Genomic DNA, 21,483 nt, shown 5'->3' on the forward strand with positions numbered 1-21,483 from the left:
TACTTAATTATTTTTTTTTTTTCAAAAAACAACCTCCCCAACCAGTGGCCGCCCGGGGCGTCCCCCCCCCCCGGGCCGCCCCCCCCCCATCCACCGATCGGTGGATGGGCGGGACGCCGCTCCCACGTGATGCTCGGATCATGACAGTCATCGAGATCGACGACCTGCGCAAGAGCTACCGGCACACCCGGGCCCTCGACGGCCTCTCCCTGACCGTGGAACGCGGCGAGATCTTCGGGCTCGCCGGGCCCAACGGCGCCGGGAAGACCACGGTCGTGGAGTGCGTGTCCGGGCTGCGGCGTCCCGACGGCGGCAGCGTACGCGTGCTGGGCCTGGACCCGCAGAGCGACCGGCGCGCGCTGCTCCAGCGCGTCGGCGCCCAGTTGCAGGAGGCCGCACTCCCCGACGGCATCAAGGTCGGCGAGGCCCTGCGGCTCTACGCCTCCCTGTACGACCGCCCGGCCGACTGGCGGGCCATCATGGACGAATGGGGCCTCACCGACAGGAAGGACGCCCGCTTCGGCGGCCTGTCCGGCGGCTGGAAGCAGCGCCTGTTCATCGCGCTGGCCCTGGTCGGCGACCCCGAGGTGGTCCTGCTCGACGAGCTGACCACCGGCCTCGACCCCGACGCCCGCCGCACCACCTGGGGGCTGATCCGGGCCATGCGCGACCGCGGGATCACCGTCGTCCTGGTCACCCACTTCATGGACGAGGCCGAGGCGCTGTGCGACCGGATCGCCGTCGTCGACCGCGGCCGGGTCGTGGCCGAGGGCAGCCCGCGCGAGCTGATCGGCCGGGCGCGGGCCGCCTCCCTGGAGGACGCCTACTTCACGCTGACCGGGAGGGCCGAGGCATGAAGGGCTTTACCAGGGTCGTCGCCGTCGAGCTCAGGCTGGGGTTGCGAGATCCGATGTCGGCGTACTTCGCGCTGGGCTTCCCGCTGGTCATGCTCTGGGTCAAGCTGCGCGGCGGCGACCGGCCGCTGCCCGGCGGCGAGCGGCTGGTCGACGCCACCGTGCCGATGCTGACCGTCTTCGTCGTGGGGCTGGCCGCGCTGGTCGTCCTGCCGGCCACGCTGGCCCAGTACCGGGAGCGCCGGGTGCTCAAGCGGCTGCGGGCCACGCCCGCCACGCCGTTCATGCTGTGCGGCGCCCAGTGGGCCGCGCACATGCTGCTGGCGGTGCTCGGCAGCGTGCTGCTGGTCGTCCTGGGCGTGGCCGGCTACGGGCTGAGCGCCCCCGCGAGCCTGCCCGGCGTGCTGCTGGCCTGGCTGCTCGGCGCGCTCAGCCTCGGCGCCGTCGGGCTGCTTCTAGGCGCGCTGGCCCCCAGCGGGCGGGCGGCGACGGTGATCGGGCTCGCCCTGTTCTTCCCGATGGTGTTCCTGTCCGGCGCGGTGATCCCGCGCGAGACCATGTCCGGGTCGATGCGGGCGATCGGGGACCTGACGCCCATGGCGCCCGCCGTCCAGGCGATCCGCGACGGCTGGTCGGCCGGCGCGCTCCCGCCGCTCGCCCTCGGGGTCATGGTGGCGGTCGGCGCCGTCGCGGGCGGCCTCGCGGTGAGGGCCCTGCGGTGGTGAGCCGGTGGGAGCGGGTCACCGCGGCCCTGCCGTACCTGCTGGTGCTGCTTCCCGCGCTGTTCTCGCTGCTGCGGGCGTGGCGGGTCGAGGTGCTGGCCCTGGCGCTGTTCGCGGCGGCCTGGCACTGGTTCGTGGTGGCCTTCCGGCCCGGCTGGAGCGCGCGGGCGTGGGTGGTGGCCGGGTACTTCGTGGTGCTGCTGGCGGTGGTCGCGGCGCTGGTGCGGATCGACACGGTCTTCACCGTGACCGGGGTGGGGGTGTTCGTCCAGTGCTTCGCGCTGCTGCCGGGGTTGTGGCCGTACGCCGGGGTCGCGGTGACGGTCGGGACGCTGGTCGCCGCCCGTCCGCCGGCCGGTCGCACCCCGGTCGAGCTGCTGGCCTCCTTCGTGGTCGGGGTGCTGGTCGCGTCCATGACCGGGCTGGTCTTCCAGACCGTCTCCGAGCAGAACGCGCAGCTCAAGGAGAAGAGCGCCAGGCTGGCCGCGCTCGCCGAGGAGAACGCCGACCTCCAGGCCCGGCTCCTGGTCCAGGCCCGCGAGGCGGGCGTGCTGGGCGAGCGGCAACGATTGGCCAGGGAGATCCACGACACCGTGGCCCAGGGACTGACCGGCATCCTCACCCAGCTGGAGGCCGCCGACGAGGCCGCCGGAGCGACGCCCGCGGTGCGCGCGCGGCTGGCGACCGTACGGGAGCTGGCCAGGGAGAGCCTGACCGAGGCCCGCCGCTCGGTCCAGGCGCTGCGCCCGGCGCCGCTGGCGACGGCGGCGCAGCTCGGGACCGCCCTGTCGGAGGTGGCGGCGGCCTGGTCGCGAGCCTGCGAGGTGTCGGTCACGGTGTCGGTCACGGGCGACGCCCGGCCGCTGCACACCGAGGTGGAGAGCACGTTGCTGCGGGTGGCCCAGGAGGCGCTGGCCAACGTGGGCAAGCACGCGCGGGCCTCGCAGGTGGGGATCACGCTGTCGTACATGGAGGACGTGGTGGCGCTCGACGTCCGCGACGACGGGTCCGGCTTCACCCCGGGGCCGGGCAGCGGCTCAGGCGGCGGCTCGGGCGGCGGCTTCGGGCTGGTGGCGATGCGGCAGCGGGTCACCCGCCTGGCCGGCAGCCTCGCCGTCGAGAGCGCCCCTGGCCAGGGCACGGCGATCTCCGCTACCGTTCCGGCCATCCCCGCCGACCCGGGAACGTGAGCCATGCCGGTACGCCTGATCATCGTCGACGACCACCCTGTGGTCCGCGACGGGCTGCGCGGCATCTTCGAGACCGACGGCTTCGAGGTGGTCGGCGAGGCGGCCGACGGCGCCGAGGCGCTCGCGGTGGCCCTGCGCACCGCCCCCGACCTCGTCCTCCTCGACCTGCGCATGCCGGGGCCGAGCGGCGCCGAGCTCATCCGCCTGCTGCGCGAGCAGTGTCCCGGCACGCACGTGCTCGTGCTGACCACCTTCGGCGACGACGCCGACGTGGTGCCCGCGATCGAGCAGGGCGCCACCGGCTACCTGCTCAAGGACACGCCACGCGCCGAGCTGCGCCGGGCCGTGCTGGCCGCGGCCCGCGGCGAGAGCGTGCTGTCGCCGGCCGTGGCCGGGGTGCTGACGCGGCACGCGCACCCCCCGGAGCAGCGCGCGCTGAGCCCGCGAGAGCTCGAAGTGCTCGGCCTCATCGCCCGCGGCGCGACCAACCGCGAGGTGGCCAGGAAGTTGTTCGTCACCGAGGCCACCGTGAAGACCCACCTGCTGCACGTCTTCGCCAAGCTGGAGGTCAACGACCGGGCGGCGGCCGTCGCGGCGGCGTACGACAGGGGCCTGCTCAAGCCCGCCTGACCGGACGGGGCCGTGAAAGTTTCAGCGCCGGTTGACGGGCCGGACCCCACGTCGCATGATCATGCTTGCCTCCTGGTCAGGAGGGGGCGTCGAGCCATACCGCTACCCACGGCGAGGTACCCCGATGCCTGGCAAGATCCTGCCCAGGGCCGCCACCGCGGCCCTCCTGACCCTCACCGCGCTGATCGCTCCCCCGGCGCACGCCGACGACGTCACCCCCGTCACGGTGACCGTCAACGCCCGCGCCGCCCTGGCCACCGCCCCCGAGACCGGCATCGGTTCCAACCATGCGATCTGGGACGCGAACCTCGGCACCGACCAGACCGCCGACCTCCTCAAGGACGCCGGCGTCAAGCTGCTGCGCTACCCCGGCGGCTCCTACTCCGACATCTACCACTGGGCCGACCACACCGCCCCCGGCGGATACGTCGCCCCGAACACCGACTTCGACACCTTCATGCGGGGCGTACGGCGTACCGGCGCGCAGGCCATGGTGACCGCCAACTACGGCACCGGCACCGCCGAGGAGGCCGCCGCCTGGGTCCGGCACGCCAACGTCACCAAGGGCTACGGCGTCAAGTACTGGGAGATCGGCAACGAGAACTACGGCAACGGCCACTACGGCAGCGCCTGGGAGGCCGACGAGCACGCCGACAAGAGCCCGGCCGAGTACGCCCGTCACGTCGTCGCCTACGCCGACGCCATGAAGGCGGCCGACCCGACGATCAAGATCGGCGCGGTCCTGACCACCCCCGCCAACTGGCCCGACGCCATCACGGCCGAAGGCGACGACGGGAGCTGGAACAAGGTCGTCCTGTCCCTCGCCGGACCGAAGATCGACTTCGTGATCCTGCACTGGTACCCCGGCGCCCTGGACAAGGCCGGTCAGGTCCCCGACATGATCCGGCTCACCCGGCAGCAGCTCGCCGCGTACGCCGGGCCCGGCTCGGACCGGATCGGCATCGCGATGACCGAGTTCAACACCGGCTCCAGCAGCAACGGCACGAACACCCAGCCCGGCGCCCTGGCCGCCGCCGACGCCTACGCGAGCCTGCTGGCGAACGGCGTGTTCACCGTCGCCTGGTGGAACGTGCACAACGGCATCGGCAACGTCACCGAGGTCGAGGGGCACACCGACTACGGCGACTTCGGGCTGCTGTCCAGCGGGGTCTGCGACTCCTCCGGGGTCTGCGAGCCGCCGCTGAACACGCCGTTCGCGCCGTACCACGCGTTGCGGATGGTCAGCGTGTTCGCCAGGGCCGGTGACCAGTTCGTCAGGGCGGCGACCGACCAGCCGAAGGTCAGCGCGCACGCCGTCCGGCGGCCGGACGGCGACCTGGCGGTCATGCTGATCAACACCTCGCCGGACACGTCCTACCCGGTCGCCGTGGACTACGCGGGCTTCACGCCGGCCGCGGGCGCGCCCACCGTACTGACCCACGTCAACGGCGCGACCGCCATCACCACCGCGACCACCGGCACCGCCACCAGCCAGACGCTGCCCCCGCTCTCCCTCACCACCGTCGTCGTGCGTCCCGCCGCGCCCCGGACCGGCCTCCCCGGCGCGCCCGGCCGCCCGACGGCCTCGAACGTCACCGACCGGACCGCCGCCGTCTCCTGGCCCGCCGCCGCCCCCGGCGCCCGCCCCATCGTCAAGTACGAGCTCCACCGCCAGAACGGCGCCGTCAGCGAGCAGCTCGGCGAGACCGCCGGCACCTCCTACACGGTGGGCAACCTCAAGCCCGGCACCACCTACACGGTCAACGTGATCGCCCGCGACAGCGGCGGCGGCGTCTCCTGGGCCTCACCGCCCCTGACCTTCACCACCGGCACCCCGGCGACCAGCTCCTGCGCCGTCCGATTCACCGACCAGACCGACTGGGCCAGCGGCTACGTCGGCGCCATCGAGATCACCAACAACGGCGCCCCGGTCAACGGCTGGACCCTGAGCTTCGGCTGGCCGAGGCCCTGGCAGAGCCTCGGCAGCGGCTGGAGCGCCACCTGGACCCAGACGGGCTCGACCGTCAAGGCCGTCAGCGAGCCCGGCAACGCCTCCCTGGCCACGGGCGCCTCGACCACGATCGGGTTCGTCGGCAACTACGCCGGCCCGAACCTCCTGCCCACCGTCTTCACCCTCAACGGAACCGTCTGCACCACCAGACAGTGACCCGGCCTCCCGCCCCCCGGCCCTGGACCACGGACTCGTGAGCCGGGCCGGGTGCGCGGCAAAGGCCCTTCAGATCTGGCCCGGCCGTCACCACGGCAGGCAGGGGCTCTCGGCGCCGTCCTGTCCGGCCGTCACCACAACATCCAGGGGCTCTCGGCGCCGCCGCCGAACGCCGCCGTCCCCGTCCGCCGCCACCGCTGCCGCACGTCGTGCTTGGCCCGGATGGCGGGCGCCGTGGTGGTGAACGGCCCGCAGGTGGCGACCTCGCCGTCGTTCCGCGGCGACACCCCGGAGCAGGTGAAGGGCTGGGAGACGTTGCGGTCCGCGTCGGTGTTGTAGAGCTGGACGTGCACGTCCGAGCGGACCGAGCTCGCCCCTCGGACGCGTCCCATCAGGTAGAAGACGTCCCCCACCATGGCCATGCAGGGCGACATCTCCACGCCGTTGCCCGCGGAGATCCACGAACGGCATTTCCAGTCCGGCTGGGAGCTGCGCGGCGGGGCGCCGTCACCGTCGGTCTCGGGGTCCACGGTGTGCGGGGCCTCCGTCTTCCGGCCCGCCGACGTCCGGCGGGGGTCGGCGGTACGGTTCGGCGTGGGGTCCGTCGTCGCGCTCGGCGTCCGTTCCGGGACGGCCGTGCCCGGCGTGCGGACCGACTCCTTCGGTGTCTTCTTCGCCGACGACTTGAGCGGTTCGTCCTCGATGCCGGACGTCTCCTCGTCCGCCTCCGACGGGACAGGGGTCTGCTTCGCCGTCCCGGACTCGGCGGGTGTCGACGTGCCGACCGCATCGGGCGACCTGGACACCGAGAGCCCGGCCGCGTCGTTCACGGCCCCCGCATCCGGCGTCCGCCATGGGGCCATGACGGCCACCGCCGCCGCGGTCAGCGCCACCGCCGTCGTGGTGCTCGCGATGACGACCAGCCGCCGGCGGGACCGTCCGGGCGGCTGGGCAGCCGCAGTGCCCGCGGCGGCCCGTCCCGCGGGCGGAACCGTGCCGGCCTGGGCGGCCGCGGCCCGCCCCGCGGAAGGAACCGTGCCGTCCCCACCGGCGACGCCCGAGGCCGCCCCCGCCCCGGCGACCTCCCCAGAGGCCGCGCGCGGCGCAGGGCCCCCAACGGGCTCACCGGGCGGCCCAGCGGCGGCGGCCGGCGAAGAACCTGGCGGCGGCCCCGGCAGCGGCTCGGACGTCGCGGACGGGGCGTCCGCCCGGCCGACCCGCGGCAAGGCTGCCAGCCCCGCCACCACCGGCGCCGCCTCCCGCAGCGCCACCGCTACCTGCCCGGCCGCCGGACGCCCCGCCGGATCCTTCGCCGTGCAGGCCGCGATCATCGACCACAGGGCGTCGGGCATCCCGGGCAACCGCCGCGGCATGGCCATCGCATGCTGCCGGAGCAGGGCCATCGGATGCTCACCCACGAACGGCGGACGCCCGGCCAGCAGCTCGTAGAGGATCAGACCGGCCGCATAGACGTCCACCGCCGGCGTGGGGGCGCCGCCGTCGGCCACCTCGGGCGACAGGTACGTGGGCGTGCCGATGATCGACGTGGTCTGCGTCAGCCCCGGCCCGAGGACGATCCGGGCGACCCCGAAGTCCGTCAGCCGGACCTGCCCCGTGGGCCCGTCGATCAGCACGTTCCCCGGCTTGACGTCCCGGTGGACGACGCCCGTCGCGTGCGCCGCCGCCAGCGCCTCGGCGACCTGGGCCATCAGCTCGGCGGCCATGGCCGGCGGCAGCGTGCCGTGCTGCTGGAGCAGGCCGCGCAGATCCCCGCCCTCGACGAGGTCCATCACCAGCGCGAGCCGCTCCCCCTCGATGACGAAGTCGCGCATCGTGACGATGTGGGGATGGCGAAGGGTCCGCAACACGTTGCGTTCCTGCACGAACCGCAGCACCAGGTCCTGGTCACCGGCGAGGTTGCTGCGCAACAGCTTGACCGCCACGATCTCGCCGGTCTCCCGGTGCCGTGCCCGCCAGACGGTCCCCATCGCCCCGGCGCCGATCTCGTCGAGCAGCACGTACCGGCTGCCCAGGAACGCCTCGGCCCCACCCTCGTCCATCGCCCGCCTTCCCCCCGAACAGTGGGGATCACAATAGTCAGGATGATCGAGACAAAACAGATCAACGCCTCCGCGGCCTCACAGCACGCCCCAGCTGACCAGACCCCACCCTTACCCCCGCCAGTGCCCCTTCGAAGGCCCCACCCTCAACCCCACCAGAGCCCCTCAAAGGCTCCGCTCCAGCTCACACCTGAGCCGTGAGCAGGGCGTCCGCGAGACCCGTGCGGGCGTAGAACACCGTGCGGCCCGCCCGGTGAGTGCTGGTCAGCCCGGCGGCCCGCAGCGCCGTGAGATGCTGCGACACCCCCGCCGCGGACATCCCCGACCGCTCGGCGAGCTCGGTGGTCGAGGCCGGCGAGTCGAGTTCGGCCAGGATCAACGCCCGGGAACGGCCGATCACGGCGGCGAGCGCGTCCATGGGCGCATGCCGCCGCGACTCCCACAACGCGCCGATGCCACGCGCCGGGTAGGCGAGCTGCGGCGGCTCCGACGCGACGGACCGCGTCAGCACCCGCGGCCACGCGAAGACCGACGGCACGAGAAGCAGCCCCGCGCCGGTCTCGATCCTGGTGATCGCACAGTGCCGCTGTGCCAGCTGGAGACCGCCGCTGTCCCAGCGCACGGTGTGGTGGAGCTGGTCGAGCGTCCGCGCCGTACCGTGCTCGGCCACCTGGCGGCCCCGGTGGAAGACGTCCGCGTCCAGCACCGACCGGATCCGTGCCCAGTAGGGCGCGATCGCGAGCTCCCAGTAGGTCTCGATCTCCGCGACGACCTTGGGCAGGTACGCCCGGGGGTTGCGGTGCAGGTTCCGCAACCGGGGCGGCAACCGGCCGTCCCGCTCGGCGGACAACAGGTCGAGGTCTCGTCGTACCTGCTCGGGATCGGTGGCCTCGATGGCCGCCAGCTCGTCGGGCAGCTCGTGGGACGCGGTCGTCGGATTGAGGAAGTCCGGGAAATGGCCGACGGGCGCCACCATGTCGGCCAGCCAGCCACGATCGAGCCCCGCCGCCGCCACCCGGGGACGCACCTGCTCGGCCCACCCACGATGAGGATCGGGCACCGTGGCCGCGGCCAGCGCCCGGCAACTCGTGACGACCTCCCACATGGACGAGACGGCGAACCGGGTCTCGGCCAGATCGTTCACCGAAAAGGCCAGCCGCGCCTTCATACCGCCTCCCGAGCGTCCACGATTCGGTCAGAGCTTAATCAATGGACGCCTACCTCACGGCCCGGCAACATCCCGGACCAGGCACCCACCGAGCCATGGTGCCGGACTCCGAACACCCCGAAGGCGGTCACCCACATGTCTGTGGACAACTCCCCCTCCGCTTCTCCCTCCTCTGACGTGCCGGCGACCGACACGACGGCGAGGAAGGCGGACCTGTTCCGCAGGCTCAGCGCCGACTCCGTACTGATCCTCCCCAACGCCTGGGACGCCGCCAGCGCCGCCGTGACCGCCGCGGCCGGCGCCACAGCCATCGCCACGACCAGCGGCGGCGTCTCCTGGTCCCTGGGCCGCGGCGACGGCCAGCACCTCACCCGCGACGAGATGCTGCACGCCGCCCAGCGCATCGTGAACACCGTGGACCTCCCCGTGACGGTCGACATCGAGGGCGGCTACGGCCCCACCCCCGAGGACGTCGCGGACACCGTCCGGGCGGTGGCCGCAGCCGGCGCGGTGGGCGTCAACCTGGAGGACTCGCAGGCCGTCGGCGGCCCGCTGTTCGACCTCGCCGACCAGACCGCCAGGCTCCGCGCGGCCCGGCAGGCGGCGGCCGCGGCGGGCCTGCCCGGACTGTTCGTCAACGCCCGCACCGACGTCTTCCTCTTCGCCATCGGCCCCTCCGCCGGCCGCCTGGACGAGGTGCTCAAGCGCACGGCGGCGTACGCCGAGGCAGGCGCCGACGGCATCTTCGTCCCCGGCCTCCTCGACCTCGACGCGCTGGCCACCCTGTGCGCCGAGTCCCCGCTCCCGGTCAACGCGATGGCCGTCGCCGGCGGCCCCACGACCGCCGAACTCACCCAGGCCGGCGTCCGCCGGATCAGCCTCGGCACCGCGCTCGCCCAGACCGCCTACACCGCCGCCCGCAAGGCCGCCACCGAACTCCTCACCACCGGCACCTACGACTCCTTGACCGACTCCCTGGACTTCAGCACCCTGAACACCCTCTTCCACCCTTGACCCCCCGACAGCCGAGCCCCGGCTACCGCTACGCCAATGCCCCGAGCCGTTGGTAACGCGGCACGCGGCGGCACACCGCCGGCCGGCAAACCCGGTGACACCGTCATCGGCGCGCTGGGCCTCCAACCGCCGCACGCCCCACTGACCGGCACAATCACCAGGGTCGAGTTCCCTCAAGTGGAATAGAAGGCTCACGATCCTTGGATCTCTCACATCTGCTCGGCCTCCGTCGCCGGCACCCATGCGAGAGTCACGCCCTTCTGCGACGCCCCCTTGCGGTAGATCTCGCGGGCGTCGCGTCCCTGCGCCCATCTCCGGGCGTACGGGGCAGACTCGACCACGACGCCGTCACGCACGACCAGTCCAACGGTGGCGCGGCGCGTGGACCACCAGATGAGGCCATTCCTGAGATCGCCATCCACGACCGAACCGTAGCGACGCCATACGACAAGGCGAACGGTGTGGACGGACTGGACCTCGACGCCCGCGCAGGGTTTCGGCAAGCTCGGTGACGCCCTGCCCTGGAGCACGCCCGTCCTCGCGGCGTCCCGGAGTCCTCACCCCAGGACGTCTCGGTGTCCGACCATTCCGATTCTCACCTGATGGTTGTGCTCGGCATGCCCGATGACCTTGCCTTCGACCACGGCGCCGATCTCGGGAAGCTCGTAGTCGGCAGGCATCCCGATGATCTCCGCGAGCCCGATCGCGTCAGGAACACCGGTGAGACGCAGGAACACGCCGAAAGGTCGTCGTCCGACGACCGTGCCCGTCACTCGGGTCCCGACCGGCAGAGCTTGACGTGTCGCGGTCCAGGCATGGCGTACCCGCTCGACGAATCCGGGCCCCTCGTCGGGCCACCTGTATTCAGACACGCTCGGATCCTGAAATCCGAAAACACGGAACCGTCCGACCACGTTGCTGTCAGCGGACACAAAAATGCCCCGGAGCGATAATCGCTTCGGGGCTTTCTTGCTGTTCAAAGCTGGTGGTCAGGGGCAGGGTCGAACTGCCGACCTTCCGCTTTTCAGGCGGACGCTCGTACCAACTGAGCTACCTGACCCAGAGCGGTCCTGACGGGACTTGAACCCGCGACCTCCACCTTGACAGGGTGGCGAGCACTCCAAACTGCTCTACAGGACCTTGCGTTTCTTGCGTTTCTTTCTGTTTGCGCTTGCTTAGCTTACCAGCTCTCCGGTGGCCTTTCGACCAGCCGGTTCGCGGTGCGCCAAGCACTCGCAAGTGCCCCCAACGGGATTCGAACCCGTGCCGCCGCCTTGAAAGGGCGGTGTCCTAGGCCGCTAGACGATGGGGGCTCAGGATTCCCTGTCGCCTTCCGTCGGAGACCTCTGAAGCATAGGGGACGATTGCCCTTGATGCCAAAGTGGCTGACCGGCGGTCGGTGACGCGGTGCCGGTGACCGTTCCCGTTGGCGACGGGGCGTTCGTTGGCTCCGGAGAAATCATACGTTGTGGGTCGGCCTCCACGTGACGCTGGATGTACACCGACTGCTCCCCCAGGCCGCCCAGCGTGATGTCGTCCCAGGCACGCAGGCGGCGTGTCTCCCGGTCGAAGTACAGGACGGAGGCCTGAACGGGGGTGGGCTGGGCGTGTTCGAGCGCCCGCAGGCCGGCGCCGCCGGTCGAGCCCTGGACGAGCATGCGGGAGCCGGACGGCAGCATGGACGTCGACCGGTCATGCGTGTGACCGGCCAGGATCATGGGCGCGGCCCCGCTGAAGCCGCGTCCGACGACGGGGTCGTGGACGGCCACCACGTCCGCCTTGTCCACGTTGGGCACGCGTGAGCGGGCGAATTGTTGGAGCGCGTCCGGGTCCGAGTCGACGGCCACCGACTTGTCGGGGGTGAACCGGGGGTCGCCCAGGCCGTAGATGCGCAGGCCGGCGACCTTCTCCACCCTGTCGTCCAGGACCACGGCGTTCTTCTGCCTCTCGACCGCCTTCTGGGTGATCATCGAGTCGTGGTTGCCCCGTACGTACACGTACGGCACCCCGAGGCGGCTGATCTCGTCGACGAACTTGTTCTCCGGTTTGGTCCCGTGGTCCGAGATGTCGCCGGTGTCGATGATCATGTCGACGGCGAACTGGTCCTTGAGCGAGCGGATGACGTTCCAGGCGATGGGGTTGATGTGGATGTCCGAGACGTGCAGGACCCGGATGGAATTGGGGTCGGCGTCGTACAGCGGCAGGGTCGAGACGGTGTCGTACAGCTTGGAGACGTTCGTGACGAGTTTGGTGAGCTGCGACCGGTACGACTCGAACTTCGTCACGATCGACTCCGCGCTGCCCACGAGCGACGGTGCCGCGGCGACCAGACCCGAGTAGCGCGGCTCCACGAGCGAGTTGGGGCGGAACGTGAGGGCGGCGAGGGCCCCGGTGGCCGCGAGGCCCACAGAGGCCGCCAGAAGCCCCACCAGAGCCGTCCTGGGGCGCCTGTAGACCATCAGGACGGCGATCAGGGCCCCCGCCCCGGCACAGAGCATGCTGCGGATCGCCAGGGCGCGCACACCGTCCAGGAGGTCGCTCTCGATGAGGCCCGGCAGGCGGTCGGCCAGTTTGGGGTCCTCGATGAGCGCCTTGGCGCGCTCCTGGTCGATGTTCTCCAGGGTGATGCGGAGTCTGAGCGGGGCGTCGTGGGTCTGGAAGGTCAGCGTGCCGAGGGGGCTGGCGTCGACGACCGTCTCGCCGTTCCAGGCGGGCCTGAGCGACATGCCCGTCTCGACCGGGCCGACCTGGGCGTGCACGGTGCCGCTCAGGAAGATGCCCAGCCACGCGCCGACAGCGGCCACCAGGAGTACCGCCACGGCCCTCGTTGCACGTGACCGAATGACTGCTTTCGAGCTGTCAGCGAACTTCATACAGTTTCTTGCATACCTGACCGACAGGGCAGAATGGCATGCGTGATCGAGGTTTCGCCGGAGAAGTTCGAGGAACTCGTGGCCGAGGCTTTGGACACGATCCCCGCCGAGCTCACCCGCGTCATGAGCAACGTCGTCGTCACGGTCGTCGATGATCCGCCAGAGCCCCACCTGCTCGGCCTGTACACCGGTGTCCCCCTCACGGAGCGCGGCGACTGGTACTCAGGTGTCCTGCCCGACCGGATCGAGATCTACCGCAATCCCATATGTCAGATATGCAAGACAGAAGAGGAAGTCGTTAACGAGGTGCGCATCACCGTTGTCCATGAGGTGGGACACCATTTCGGGATCAGCGATGACAGACTTCACGAACTGGGCTGGTGACCCTTTGCAGCCCGTTGACTTCTTTGGGTTGCGCCTTGCCTCATGATCGGGCACCTTAGGTCACATAGCGAACACGGTGAGTCAGGCACAGCGGAGTCCAATGGGGGCCATGCAGGCAGGTAGGCCGCCGGGACGGCATCGCCGTGCCGAGACAGACCAGGCCACCTACGGCGAGGTCATCGCCATCCGGGAGTTCCGGGCGCTCTGGTACGGCCAGGGCCTCTCCCTCCTCGGTGACCAGCTCGCGCAGGTGGCGCTCGCCGTCCTCGTCTACTCCCGCACCGGGTCGCCCCTGGCCACCGCGGCCGTCTACGCGCTGACGTACCTTCCGTCGATCGTCGGGGGGCCGCTGCTGGCTGGGCTGGCCGACCGGTTCGCGCGCCGGGGCGTCATGATGACCTGCGACGTCGTCCGGGCGGTCCTGGTCGGTGTGATGGCGCTGCCGGTGATGCCGTTCTGGGCGTTGTGCGTGCTGGTGTTCTTCGTGGTGCTGCTCAGCGCCCCGTTCTCGGCGGCGCGCGCGGCGCTGCTGCCCGAGGTGCTCGAAGGCGACCGGTACGTCGTCGGCTCGGCGTTGCAGAACATGACGAACCAGGCCGTACAGATGCTGGGTTTCGCTGCGGGCGGAGCGATGATCGCCACCCTCGGCCCCTACCGGGCGCTCGCGCTCGACGCGGCCACATTCCTCGCCTCGGCCCTGATCCTGGTCTCCGGGGTACGCCCGCGGCCGGCCGCCGGCCAGGACGGCGCGAAGCCGTCCATGTGGGCGATGACCAGGGCGGGAGCCCAACTCGTCTTCGGCTCGCGCAGGTTGCGAACGCTTGTCCTGTTCGCGTGGCTGTGCGGCTTCTACATCCTTCCTGAGGGCATCGCCGTGCCCTATGCCGCCGAACTCGCCACGGGGTCGTTGTCGGTGCCCGTGATCACCGGTCTGCTGATGGCCGCGATGCCGACGGGCACGGTGGTGGGCGCGTTCCTGTTCAGCAGGTTCGTGACCCCGGCGCGGCGGCTGCGGCTGATGGGGTGGATGGCCATGCTGAGCTGCGCGCCCCTGGCCGTGACGGCGCTCCGGCCGCCGCTCGCGGTGGTGCTGGCCGCGTGGGTTCTGTCAGGGGTCGGTGGGGCGTACCAGCTCGCGGCGAACGCGGCGTTCGTCCAGAATGTGCCGCCGGAGCGGCGCGGCCAGGCGTTCGGGCTGGTGCAGTCGGGGTTGATGGCCGTGCAGGGGGTCGGGATCCTGGTCGGCGGGTTCGCGGCGGAGAGACTCGGTCCTGAGCTGGTGGTCGCGCTCTCCGGCATCACCGGAGTGATCGCGGCGGCCGTGCTCGCCCTGATGTGGACCGAGTCCCGGGACGACCGTGATGCCCAGGAGCTGCCCGCCCGGGCGCCGGCCTGATCACTGCTGCGGCTTGTGCTCGCCGGTCCAGTCGGTGGCGTTCCGCTGCTGCTGCTTGCTGATCAGGTCCTGGACGATCGAGGTGTCCCGCTCCTCGTCCGGCAGCAGGAGCCAGCCGATCGCGTACACGCCGACGCCGACCCCGCCGAACAGGGTGGCGATGGCGAGGGCGACCCTGATCAGGTTCGCGTCGATGCCGACGTACTCACCGATGCCCGAGCAGACGCCCGCGACGATCCGGCCCTTGTTGGTGCGGCGAAGCTTCTTGACGTTGTGCTCGCTGTATTCGTTCATGTCTCAAGACTGCCCCTGGGGCCGGTGTTAGCACATCAGGATTGTCCCTGGTAGAACCCTGGTAACCCCTTACGCGAGGAGAGGACCCGCCATGGACGATCTGCTGCGCCTCGACGACCGCCTCAACGGCGACCAGCGGCTGATCCGCGACACGGTCAGGTCCTTCGTCTCCGACCGCGTCCTTCCGCACGTGGGCGACTGGTTCGAGGAGGCCGTCTTCCCCGCGCGCGAGCTCGCGCCGGAGCTCGGCTCGCTCGGCCTGCTGGGGATGCACCTGGAGGGCTACGGGTGCGCCGGCACCGACGCGACCTCCTACGGCGTGGCCTGCCGCGAGCTGGAGGCGGGCGACTCCGGCCTGCGCTCGTTCGTGTCGGTGCAGGGCTCGCTGGCGATGTTCCCCATCTGGCGGTACGGCTCCGAGGAGCAGAAGGAGGAATGGCTGCCGCGCATGGCGGCCGGCACGGCGATCGGCTGCTTCGGCCTGACCGAGCCGGACCACGGGTCCGACCCCGCCAACATGCGCACGTACGCCAAGCGGGACGGCTCCGACTGGGTGCTCAACGGCTCCAAGATGTGGATCACCAACGGCTCGATCGCCGACGTCGCCGTGGTGTGGGCGCAGACGGACGAGGGCGTCCGCGGCTTCGTCGTCCCCACCTCCACCCCGGGCTTCTCCGCCCCTGAGATCCACAAGAAGCTGTCACTCAGGGCCTCGGTCACCTCGTCCCTGTACTTCGACGACCTCCGCCTGCCCGCCTCCGCCGTGCTTCCCGACGTCACCGGCCTCAAGGGCCCGCTGTCGTGCCTGTCCGAGGCCCGCTTCGGCATCCTGTGGGGGGTCGTCGGGGCCGCCCGCGCCTGCCTGGAGTCGGCGGTGGACTACGCGAAGACCCGCGTCCAGTTCGACAAGCCGATCGGCGCGTTCCAGCTCACCCAGGAGAAACTGGCCTGGATGTACGTCGGCGCCGCCCAGGCCCAGCTCACGGCCCTGCACCTGGGCGCCCTGAAGGACGAGGGACGGCTGGAGCCCCGACAGATCAGCTTCGGCAAGCTGGCCAACGTACGGGCCGCCCTGGACATCGCCCGGCAGGCCCGTTCCGTCCTGGGGGGAAACGGGATCACCCTGGAGTACCCTGTGATCAGGCACATGAACAATCTGGAGTCTGTGCTGACGTACGAGGGGACCCAGGAGATTCACACACTGGTGCTGGGGGAGGCTCTGACGGGGCTGCCCGCTTACCGGTGATGGAGGCGTCGCGGGCGGGGCGGTAATCTCTGTACCCTTGCTCGTGCGAGGGGCGTTAGCTCAATTGGCAGAGCTGCGGACTTTTAATCCGTAGGTTCCGGGTTCGAGCCCCGGGCGCCCTACCACCCAATACCCCTACCTGACCTGGGCTTTCTCGATCATCGCCTGCCTCTTGGGGGCGAAGATGACCGAGTTCATGCTCGTCACATGCTCTTCGGGACGCGTCCGGCACACCAGACGCCGCCGGCAAGGGCGCATCTCGGGTCGGCCTCGGGAGGGTCGATGGCCTCGGCGATGAGGACTTCCTGGCGGGCGTTGCACGAATCGCCGTCGGCGTCGGCCCAGTGCTTGAAGCTGGTGCGCTTGTAGCCTTCCCGGTTCTCGGTGGCGACGGTCAGGTCGGCGACGGCTGCTCGCCGCAGGGTCGGGGGCACGGCGTGGCGGGTCGCTTGCGCCTGGCGGGCCCGGTGCCGGCGAGAGGGACTAGTAGTGCCAGCGCGAGTACTGCGCCGCAGGGGGAGACGCATGACCCTCCATGATTGCAACTAGTTGTAATTGAATACATGCAGACAGTAGTTGTATGAGGTGGGAGAGTCACTGCCGTAGCAGTAAGACCCCCCTTCCTCCGGGAGGGCCAGCGGCGATCGGGGGTTCTCCAGCAGGCCGACGATGGCGGGGCGAGCACGTCGCCGATGACCTTGACCGGGCGGCCGCCGACCCGCCATGCGGCACGGGTGGCGTCCTGTGCACGCGAACGCCCCCGGGAGCAGTTCTCCCGGGGGCGCGATGGCTGACGACGTCAGCGGGCCTGGCACAAAGCTATGCGGTGACTTCGCGTACGAGCCGGGTGCTCCAGCCGCACCAGACCAGCCCCGGGAGGAAGGCGCCGCCGGCCTCGTCCAGGTGGTCCTCGATGTAGGGGATGGTGGCGTCGCAGACCTCGATCGCGACGTCGAAGAAGTCGACGGTGTCGCCGTTGAGGTGGTAGCTCCACTGCGGGTTGTAGTCGGCCTGGCGCTTGAGGATGCGGCCGATGACGTGCGGTCGGTCTGTGGTGTCACCGTTCAGCAGGTCGCGGGCGTGCTGGATCTTCGCGGGGTTGGTGAGCTTGACGATGAACCGCTCGCGGGTGATGTCGGTCATCTCGAAATAGGCCGTGTCTGCTGCCTGGGCGGGTGTGGGGGCGACGACGCCGAGCGCCGCGATGGCGACGAAGGCGGTGAGAATCTTGGCCAGGAGACTACGCATGGGGTCCCTTCACCTTGAGCGATTACTGAGCGTTGCAATCTTCTACGCTAAGTAATCACACGGTAACGAGGAACAGCACCTGACGTCACAGTGACACCGCCCTACCCGGGTTCGATCGGCGGATGGCCTCAGGGAGTCGGGGGCTACTGGTCAGCGGGGGCGCCCTCAGCAGCTGCGAGGGTTTGTGGACGACGCCGACCGAGACGCCGACTCCGGCGGCGATGGTGCCGGATGGATTCCCCGGGCTGGCGGGCGAGGATCGCGGCGCGCTTGTCGTCGTCGACCACGGGTCGGCGGCCGCCGACCCGGCCGCGGCGGCGGGCCGCCTCCAGGCCATCCTTGGTCTTGCGGACGATGTCGCGGCGCCGGTCCTCTAACAGGGCCAGAGCCAGGTCAAGAATCAGGGAGCGCTCGATGTGCTCGCCACCCGGCCTCGCCCTCCAGCTCCATCAGCGACGCGTCGGCGTCGAACTCGGCGGTCAGGGCACGCAGCGTGATCGCGTACGCCTTGGCGGTGTTGCGGTTGCCGATGGTCGGTGTGCGCGTGAGGCTATGACGGTTGCTTCTTCCGTGCTCAAATCAGCTCCATCACTGGTCCTTCGTGTACGGCCTGGTAGATCGCGTTGCGGATCGCGTTGGCCTGATCCGAGGTGAGTGTGCGCTCGATGGGGCGCAGGACGATCCTCAGCAGGAGATTGACCTGGCCCGCGTTGGTGCCGAGGCGAGAACGTGCAGCCTCCGGGAGCTCTTCGTGTGCCGTGCGGCTGAGCACTTCAACGGATTCGATGACGGCCGCGTCGTCTCCAAGCGCAAGGCGGATGCGATCGCCCAGTGTCTCCTCGTCTTCCTCTGCGGCCACGACCACGGAGATGTCACGCCGAGACGCGGGCAGCGGTGAGATGTGCTGCCACGGCGCAAGGGTGAGCATCTGGGAGGCGATGCGCGGGTCTTCCGCTTTGAGGTACCTGATGTCGGGGATGCCCTTTCGCAGCATCAGGGCGCGCTCGAGCCCCATGCCGAGCGCGAGACCAGACCACTGCTCGGGGTCGAGGCCCGATCCGCGTAGCACGTCGGGATGGATGCGCCCACACTCCGCCAGCTCGAGCCATTCGCCGTTGTGGAGCACGTCGATCTGCTGCCCGCCGACCGTATAAGGGTGGCTGACATCGGTTACGGTCCACTGCGCGCCCGGGAGCACCGCGTCTACCAAGCGGCCGATCATCGTGGGCATCTCGCTGTCGTCGGTGTCCGGGGTGCTGCGAATGCGCCAGAGATCCACCTGATGCGGCTCACCCACGTGGCTGCGATCCACCACGTCACGCCGGTAGACGAGGCCAGGGGCCACGATCAACTCATCGACGTTGCTGCGGCCCGCGTATTCTTCCAGCGCGGTCGGAAGGTCCGCGCTCGTGTGGCTGCGGAGCATCACCGTCGGGCCGATGTATCGGGTGTACCGGCGGGCACGTGTGACATCGTCCGGGTCGTAACCGAGGCGGTCGTAGTTCTCACGCACCGGAACGATCGGTGAGTTGCGCACGTAGCGAACCGTGTTGCGCCACTCGGACCGCAGGGCGGTCACGACGGCGTCCAGGAGGACCTGAATGGCATGCCCGCCTTGGACGGGATCGGTGAGGTCACGCATGTTCAGCGCGCGAGAGAGCTGGTCAGAAGTCAGATAGTCGGCATGCGACATGAGAAGGCCTCCGAAATGAAGTGCAGGCTGGTGAGAATGAGAACTTCCCCCGGCCGTGCCTGCGGAGACCGTGCGCTAAAGGCGCCCGTCGATGACCCCGCGGCCATATCCCGGCCGGGGGTCACGAAATCGCTGCTGCCAAAGCACGGCACCAGAGTACACGCGGAATCGCCCGTCAGCCTCCGGCGTCAACAACCTCATGTGTAGTTCCAGGTCGGCGTGCTGGCCTCGTTTGGCGTCGGTGACGAAGCATGCCTGCTGGGGGTCCCGGTAGTAATGGCGGAAAATCCAACGGATATGGCTCTGGCCTTCGGCGACTCACTCTTTGGGCAGGTTTGAGTTGGGCTGGCGGCCGTCTCGGGTTCGCATCGGACGCGAGGTTCGCGCATCCGATGCGGAACTCGGGGACGCTCTCGACGAAGGTTCTTAGCGAGGGTGAACCCGAGGGGCGATGCGACAGCTGCTTTCGGCTCGAACATGACGGGACAAGTCGGGGCTCGATAAACAATCAGCAGCACGTTTTACCAGGTCGTGGTGCTCAATATCGGCCCTTATGTCAACCGGCCGGCCCCGCTTCTCCGTCCGCCGCCTGACCGCCGCCGTCCCCCCGCCGCCACCACGCGTAGCGTCTGCCAGCCATCCGCCGTCACCTCCACCCGCCAGCATGGCGGCCACACCCGCCGCACGTACGCAGCCACCGGCGCGACCCGCACACCGGTCAACTCGGCCGTCTCCAGCCCTGACGCCTCGTCGAACCGGGCGTCGCCGGAGAAGGTCGCCCCGTCGAACCAGGCGGTGCCGGAGAAGGTCGCCCCGTCGAACCAGGCGGTGCCGGAGAAGGTCGCCCCGTCGAACCAGGCGGTGCCGGAGAAGGTCGCCCCGCCGAACTCAGCCGTGCCCATGCGGCAGGTGCGGAGGTCGAAGTCGATGAGGACGGCGCCGGTGAGGTCGAGCTGGACGTCTGGCCAGTGGCGCGGGTCGCGGTCGGGGTGGCGGGAGGGCCACCGGGGGCGTGGGGCAGAGGAGTCGTGGTAGTACAGGTGGGCGGTCAGGATGCGCTGGGCGGTCAGGCGAACCTGGCGTTCCTCCTGCGGATCGCGGCCTGTCGCCGGGCGGAGACGCCGGCGAGGGTGGCGCGAGGCACAGCGGATCCGGCCGGATCGGCCCCGTCCGCCGGCGGCGTGTAGGGCATGCGCAGGTAGGAGCAGATCACGTCCACGATCGTCTGCCGCAGCACCGGGGTGTCCTGGGCCAGGCGCTCCAGTGCGTACAGGCCGGCCAGCCGGACCGGGGCCTGGGCGTTGCCGAGCTGCTCGGCGGCCTTGGTGTAGAGCTCGGTCACCCGGCGTTCGGCGGGCGTCGTGCGTGGTGTGCGCGGCGGCCAGCTCCTGGTGCCGCTGGCGGCGCACGGCCAGCAGCAGCGTCATCGCGGCGCCGACGCCGGCACCGGCCGCCAGCGCGGTACGAACGGCCTCGATCCGGGCGGAGACCTGCTCGGGAACGGGCAGCGTGCCCAGATCCTGCAACAGCCAGGCGCTGACGCCCCAGACCGCGGCCCCCGACCAGCAGCGCCGCAGGAAGAGCCCACCACCACATCGAACGCGGCGGTCGCAGCTCGGGAGGAGGGGCGGACGGGCGGGAAGAGCGCCGGAAAAGATCCGCGTAGGCGATTCCGGTCCTGGCGGCACCCCGTTACGAGGTGTGAGTCAGCTCCTCATCGGACCTCTTTGACCTGAGGCAACGCCACTACTTTGGGGCTCATCGCACGAACCCGAGCGGAGGGCCTAGTAGGCGCGGGGGGGGCGAGGGCCGGCTGGTCCGGCAGGACGTATCCAGTGATGGTGTGGCTGGTCCCGACCAGGGTCACGTGCTGGCCGCGCAGGTATCCCCAGTCGACGCCTATCCGGTAGACCGGGAGTGGGCGGCAGGAGGGCGGGGTGTGCCGGTGGTGGTCGCCGATCCCGTCCGGGCAGGCCGGCCCGCACGCTTGGCTTCCGCGATCTGGTCGAGCACTGCCCGGCCCGCGTCGGTGATGTGCCAGCGGTATCCGTTCGCGAGATCGTCCCGCTCGTCGCGAATCAGCCCCAGTTCTGCCAGCCGGGCGAAGACCGCGCGCTTTGTCAGGTCGCCCCACAAGGTGTTCACGTCGCCAGTGATCACCGTGCGGTCCCGGATGCGCATCAGGAGCTTGTGCTGCCCCGCGGTGAGGTTGATCGGCGTGGCGTTCATCGCTGACCTCCGTGTCGCGTCAGTGCCTGTGTCACCGGCCACTGTCGCAGGGTCGGTGTGGATGTGGCGCGCCATGAGGGCATCAGGCCTTTCTGTCCTCGGCCGGGTCGTACTCCTCGTCCGGGTCGGTGACGGCGTCCTCCTCCCGAGCGTGGCCCCAGCCGCCCGGTAGCCCTTGACCACTAAGAATTTCCGGTTCTGCCCGGTTCCTGGAATGGCTTAGGTCCTGTTTCATAAGGCGTTGAGCCACTGGTTGATCGCGGCGATGACGATGACGGCTTCGTAGCGGACTGCGAGTTTGTCGTAGCGGGTTGC

Annotated in this window: 21 protein-coding genes and 4 tRNA genes; 10 read left to right on the forward strand and 15 right to left on the reverse strand. The window is 70.3% G+C overall.

What is annotated here, in order from left to right:
* Window positions 1–140: 140 nt before the first annotated feature.
* From ABZ444_RS49515 to ABZ444_RS49535, 5 genes are all read left to right on the forward strand, one after another.
* Window positions 141–857 (forward strand): ABC transporter ATP-binding protein, encoded by a 717-nt coding sequence (locus ABZ444_RS49515; protein WP_358011888.1) that lies wholly within the window; start codon window positions 141–143, stop codon window positions 855–857.
* Entirely contained in the window at window positions 854–1,579 is a 726-nt protein-coding gene (locus tag ABZ444_RS49520; RefSeq protein WP_358011890.1) for an ABC transporter permease, read from the forward strand. The genes ABZ444_RS49515 and ABZ444_RS49520 overlap by 4 nt, the downstream gene beginning before the upstream one ends.
* Window positions 1,576–2,766, forward strand: a complete 1,191-nt coding sequence (locus tag ABZ444_RS49525) for a sensor histidine kinase (RefSeq protein WP_358011893.1) — start codon at window positions 1,576–1,578, stop codon at window positions 2,764–2,766. The genes ABZ444_RS49520 and ABZ444_RS49525 overlap by 4 nt, the downstream gene beginning before the upstream one ends.
* 3 nt (window positions 2,767–2,769) lie before the next feature.
* Window positions 2,770–3,396: a response regulator transcription factor gene (locus tag ABZ444_RS49530; RefSeq protein WP_358011896.1), complete on the forward strand. Its 627-nt coding sequence runs from the start codon at window positions 2,770–2,772 to the stop codon at window positions 3,394–3,396.
* A 124-nt stretch (window positions 3,397–3,520) separates the two neighbouring features.
* Window positions 3,521–5,563 (forward strand): cellulose binding domain-containing protein, encoded by a 2,043-nt coding sequence (locus ABZ444_RS49535; protein WP_358011898.1) that lies wholly within the window; start codon window positions 3,521–3,523, stop codon window positions 5,561–5,563.
* A 131-nt stretch (window positions 5,564–5,694) separates the two neighbouring features.
* Here ABZ444_RS49535 and ABZ444_RS49540 read toward each other — a convergent pair whose 3' ends face one another.
* Window positions 5,695–7,623, reverse strand: a complete 1,929-nt coding sequence (locus ABZ444_RS49540; protein ID WP_358011901.1) for a protein kinase — start codon at window positions 7,621–7,623, stop codon at window positions 5,695–5,697.
* 184 nt (window positions 7,624–7,807) lie between these two features.
* Window positions 7,808–8,791, reverse strand: coding sequence for a DUF5937 family protein (locus tag ABZ444_RS49545; protein ID WP_358011903.1), 984 nt, complete (start codon window positions 8,789–8,791; stop codon window positions 7,808–7,810).
* A gap of 177 nt (window positions 8,792–8,968) precedes the next feature.
* On the opposite strand from ABZ444_RS49545, the gene ABZ444_RS49550 reads away from it, so the two are divergent.
* The gene (locus tag ABZ444_RS49550; RefSeq protein ID WP_358011906.1) at window positions 8,969–9,805 is read left to right on the forward strand and encodes an isocitrate lyase/phosphoenolpyruvate mutase family protein; all 837 of its coding nucleotides are present in this window, start codon (window positions 8,969–8,971) and stop codon (window positions 9,803–9,805) included.
* A gap of 209 nt (window positions 9,806–10,014) precedes the next feature.
* Here the strand turns inward: ABZ444_RS49550 and ABZ444_RS49555 are convergent, their stop codons facing one another.
* The 6 genes from ABZ444_RS49555 to ABZ444_RS49580 all read right to left on the reverse strand — a co-directional run bounded on the left by ABZ444_RS49555 (window position 10,015) and on the right by ABZ444_RS49580 (window position 12,624).
* The gene (locus tag ABZ444_RS49555; protein WP_358011909.1) at window positions 10,015–10,227 is read right to left on the reverse strand and encodes a hypothetical protein; all 213 of its coding nucleotides are present in this window, start codon (window positions 10,225–10,227) and stop codon (window positions 10,015–10,017) included.
* Window positions 10,228–10,362: 135 nt separating this feature from the next.
* Entirely contained in the window at window positions 10,363–10,785 is a 423-nt protein-coding gene (locus ABZ444_RS49560) for a hypothetical protein (protein WP_358011911.1), read from the reverse strand.
* Between the two features lie 3 nt (window positions 10,786–10,788).
* A tRNA-Phe gene (locus ABZ444_RS49565) sits at window positions 10,789–10,865 on the reverse strand.
* A 5-nt stretch (window positions 10,866–10,870) separates the two neighbouring features.
* A tRNA-Asp gene (locus ABZ444_RS49570) sits at window positions 10,871–10,945 on the reverse strand.
* A 100-nt stretch (window positions 10,946–11,045) separates the two neighbouring features.
* Window positions 11,046–11,118: transfer RNA gene (locus ABZ444_RS49575), tRNA-Glu, on the reverse strand.
* Window positions 11,119–12,624 (reverse strand): metallophosphoesterase, encoded by a 1,506-nt coding sequence (locus ABZ444_RS49580; RefSeq protein ID WP_358011913.1) that lies wholly within the window; start codon window positions 12,622–12,624, stop codon window positions 11,119–11,121.
* Between the two features lie 96 nt (window positions 12,625–12,720).
* Between ABZ444_RS49580 and ABZ444_RS49585 the strand changes: the two genes are divergently transcribed.
* Both ABZ444_RS49585 and ABZ444_RS49590 read left to right on the forward strand, forming a co-directional pair.
* Entirely contained in the window at window positions 12,721–13,062 is a 342-nt protein-coding gene (locus ABZ444_RS49585; protein ID WP_358011916.1) for a metallopeptidase family protein, read from the forward strand.
* 109 nt (window positions 13,063–13,171) lie between these two features.
* Window positions 13,172–14,458 carry an MFS transporter gene (locus ABZ444_RS49590; RefSeq protein WP_358011918.1) on the forward strand — a complete coding sequence of 429 codons (1,287 nt, stop codon included), beginning with the start codon at window positions 13,172–13,174 and terminating at the stop codon, window positions 14,456–14,458.
* Here the strand turns inward: ABZ444_RS49590 and ABZ444_RS49595 are convergent, their stop codons facing one another.
* A complete protein-coding gene (locus ABZ444_RS49595) occupies window positions 14,459–14,752 on the reverse strand; it encodes a PspC domain-containing protein (RefSeq protein WP_357983549.1) in 294 nt (97 codons plus the stop codon).
* 91 nt (window positions 14,753–14,843) lie between these two features.
* Here ABZ444_RS49595 and ABZ444_RS49600 point away from each other — a divergent pair, with 91 nt between their 5' ends.
* Together ABZ444_RS49600 and ABZ444_RS49605 are read left to right on the forward strand one after the other, a co-directional pair.
* Complete coding sequence (locus ABZ444_RS49600) at window positions 14,844–15,998, forward strand: acyl-CoA dehydrogenase family protein (protein ID WP_358011921.1); 1,155 nt, start codon at window positions 14,844–14,846, stop codon at window positions 15,996–15,998.
* A 49-nt stretch (window positions 15,999–16,047) separates the two neighbouring features.
* Window positions 16,048–16,123 (forward strand) — tRNA-Lys (locus ABZ444_RS49605).
* Window positions 16,124–16,201: 78 nt separating this feature from the next.
* Here the strand turns inward: ABZ444_RS49605 and ABZ444_RS49610 are convergent.
* The 6 genes from ABZ444_RS49610 to ABZ444_RS49635 all read right to left on the reverse strand — a co-directional run bounded on the left by ABZ444_RS49610 (window position 16,202) and on the right by ABZ444_RS49635 (window position 21,168).
* Window positions 16,202–16,432 (reverse strand): hypothetical protein, encoded by a 231-nt coding sequence (locus ABZ444_RS49610; RefSeq protein ID WP_358011923.1) that lies wholly within the window; start codon window positions 16,430–16,432, stop codon window positions 16,202–16,204.
* Window positions 16,433–16,817: 385 nt separating this feature from the next.
* Window positions 16,818–17,246, reverse strand: coding sequence for a calmodulin-binding protein (locus ABZ444_RS49615; protein ID WP_358011925.1), 429 nt, complete (start codon window positions 17,244–17,246; stop codon window positions 16,818–16,820).
* Between the two features lie 574 nt (window positions 17,247–17,820).
* The gene (locus tag ABZ444_RS49620) at window positions 17,821–18,939 is read right to left on the reverse strand and encodes a hypothetical protein (RefSeq protein WP_358011928.1); all 1,119 of its coding nucleotides are present in this window, start codon (window positions 18,937–18,939) and stop codon (window positions 17,821–17,823) included.
* Between the two features lie 551 nt (window positions 18,940–19,490).
* The gene (locus tag ABZ444_RS49625) at window positions 19,491–19,841 is read right to left on the reverse strand and encodes a pentapeptide repeat-containing protein (protein ID WP_358011930.1); all 351 of its coding nucleotides are present in this window, start codon (window positions 19,839–19,841) and stop codon (window positions 19,491–19,493) included.
* Window positions 19,842–20,005: 164 nt separating this feature from the next.
* Window positions 20,006–20,281: a hypothetical protein gene (locus ABZ444_RS49630; protein WP_358011933.1), complete on the reverse strand. Its 276-nt coding sequence runs from the start codon at window positions 20,279–20,281 to the stop codon at window positions 20,006–20,008.
* A gap of 557 nt (window positions 20,282–20,838) precedes the next feature.
* Complete coding sequence (locus ABZ444_RS49635; protein ID WP_358011935.1) at window positions 20,839–21,168, reverse strand: hypothetical protein; 330 nt, start codon at window positions 21,166–21,168, stop codon at window positions 20,839–20,841.
* Window positions 21,169–21,483 lie beyond the last annotated feature (315 nt).

The organism is Nonomuraea sp. NPDC005730, from assembly GCF_040630865.1.
Taxonomy (GTDB): domain Bacteria; phylum Actinomycetota; class Actinomycetes; order Streptosporangiales; family Streptosporangiaceae; genus Nonomuraea.

What these genes read in the sequence shown, in the direction of transcription:
- ABZ444_RS49515 (WP_358011888.1), top strand. Translation starts at nt 141, where the DNA reads ATGACAGTCATCGAGATCGACGACCTGCGCAAGAGCTACCGGCACACC.
- ABZ444_RS49520 (WP_358011890.1), top strand. Translation starts at nt 854, where the DNA reads ATGAAGGGCTTTACCAGGGTCGTCGCCGTCGAGCTCAGGCTGGGGTTG.
- ABZ444_RS49530 (WP_358011896.1), top strand. Translation starts at nt 2,770, where the DNA reads ATGCCGGTACGCCTGATCATCGTCGACGACCACCCTGTGGTCCGCGAC.
- ABZ444_RS49535 (WP_358011898.1), top strand. Translation starts at nt 3,521, where the DNA reads ATGCCTGGCAAGATCCTGCCCAGGGCCGCCACCGCGGCCCTCCTGACC.
- ABZ444_RS49540 (WP_358011901.1), bottom strand. Translation starts at nt 7,623, where the DNA reads ATGGACGAGGGTGGGGCCGAGGCGTTCCTGGGCAGCCGGTACGTGCTG.
- ABZ444_RS49545 (WP_358011903.1), bottom strand. Translation starts at nt 8,791, where the DNA reads ATGAAGGCGCGGCTGGCCTTTTCGGTGAACGATCTGGCCGAGACCCGG.
- ABZ444_RS49590 (WP_358011918.1), top strand. Translation starts at nt 13,172, where the DNA reads ATGCAGGCAGGTAGGCCGCCGGGACGGCATCGCCGTGCCGAGACAGAC.
- ABZ444_RS49595 (WP_357983549.1), bottom strand. Translation starts at nt 14,752, where the DNA reads ATGAACGAATACAGCGAGCACAACGTCAAGAAGCTTCGCCGCACCAAC.
- ABZ444_RS49600 (WP_358011921.1), top strand. Translation starts at nt 14,844, where the DNA reads ATGGACGATCTGCTGCGCCTCGACGACCGCCTCAACGGCGACCAGCGG.
- ABZ444_RS49615 (WP_358011925.1), bottom strand. Translation starts at nt 17,246, where the DNA reads ATGCGTAGTCTCCTGGCCAAGATTCTCACCGCCTTCGTCGCCATCGCG.
- ABZ444_RS49620 (WP_358011928.1), bottom strand. Translation starts at nt 18,939, where the DNA reads ATGTCGCATGCCGACTATCTGACTTCTGACCAGCTCTCTCGCGCGCTG.
- ABZ444_RS49625 (WP_358011930.1), bottom strand. Translation starts at nt 19,841, where the DNA reads ATGGGCACGGCTGAGTTCGGCGGGGCGACCTTCTCCGGCACCGCCTGG.
- ABZ444_RS49635 (WP_358011935.1), bottom strand. Translation starts at nt 21,168, where the DNA reads ATGAACGCCACGCCGATCAACCTCACCGCGGGGCAGCACAAGCTCCTG.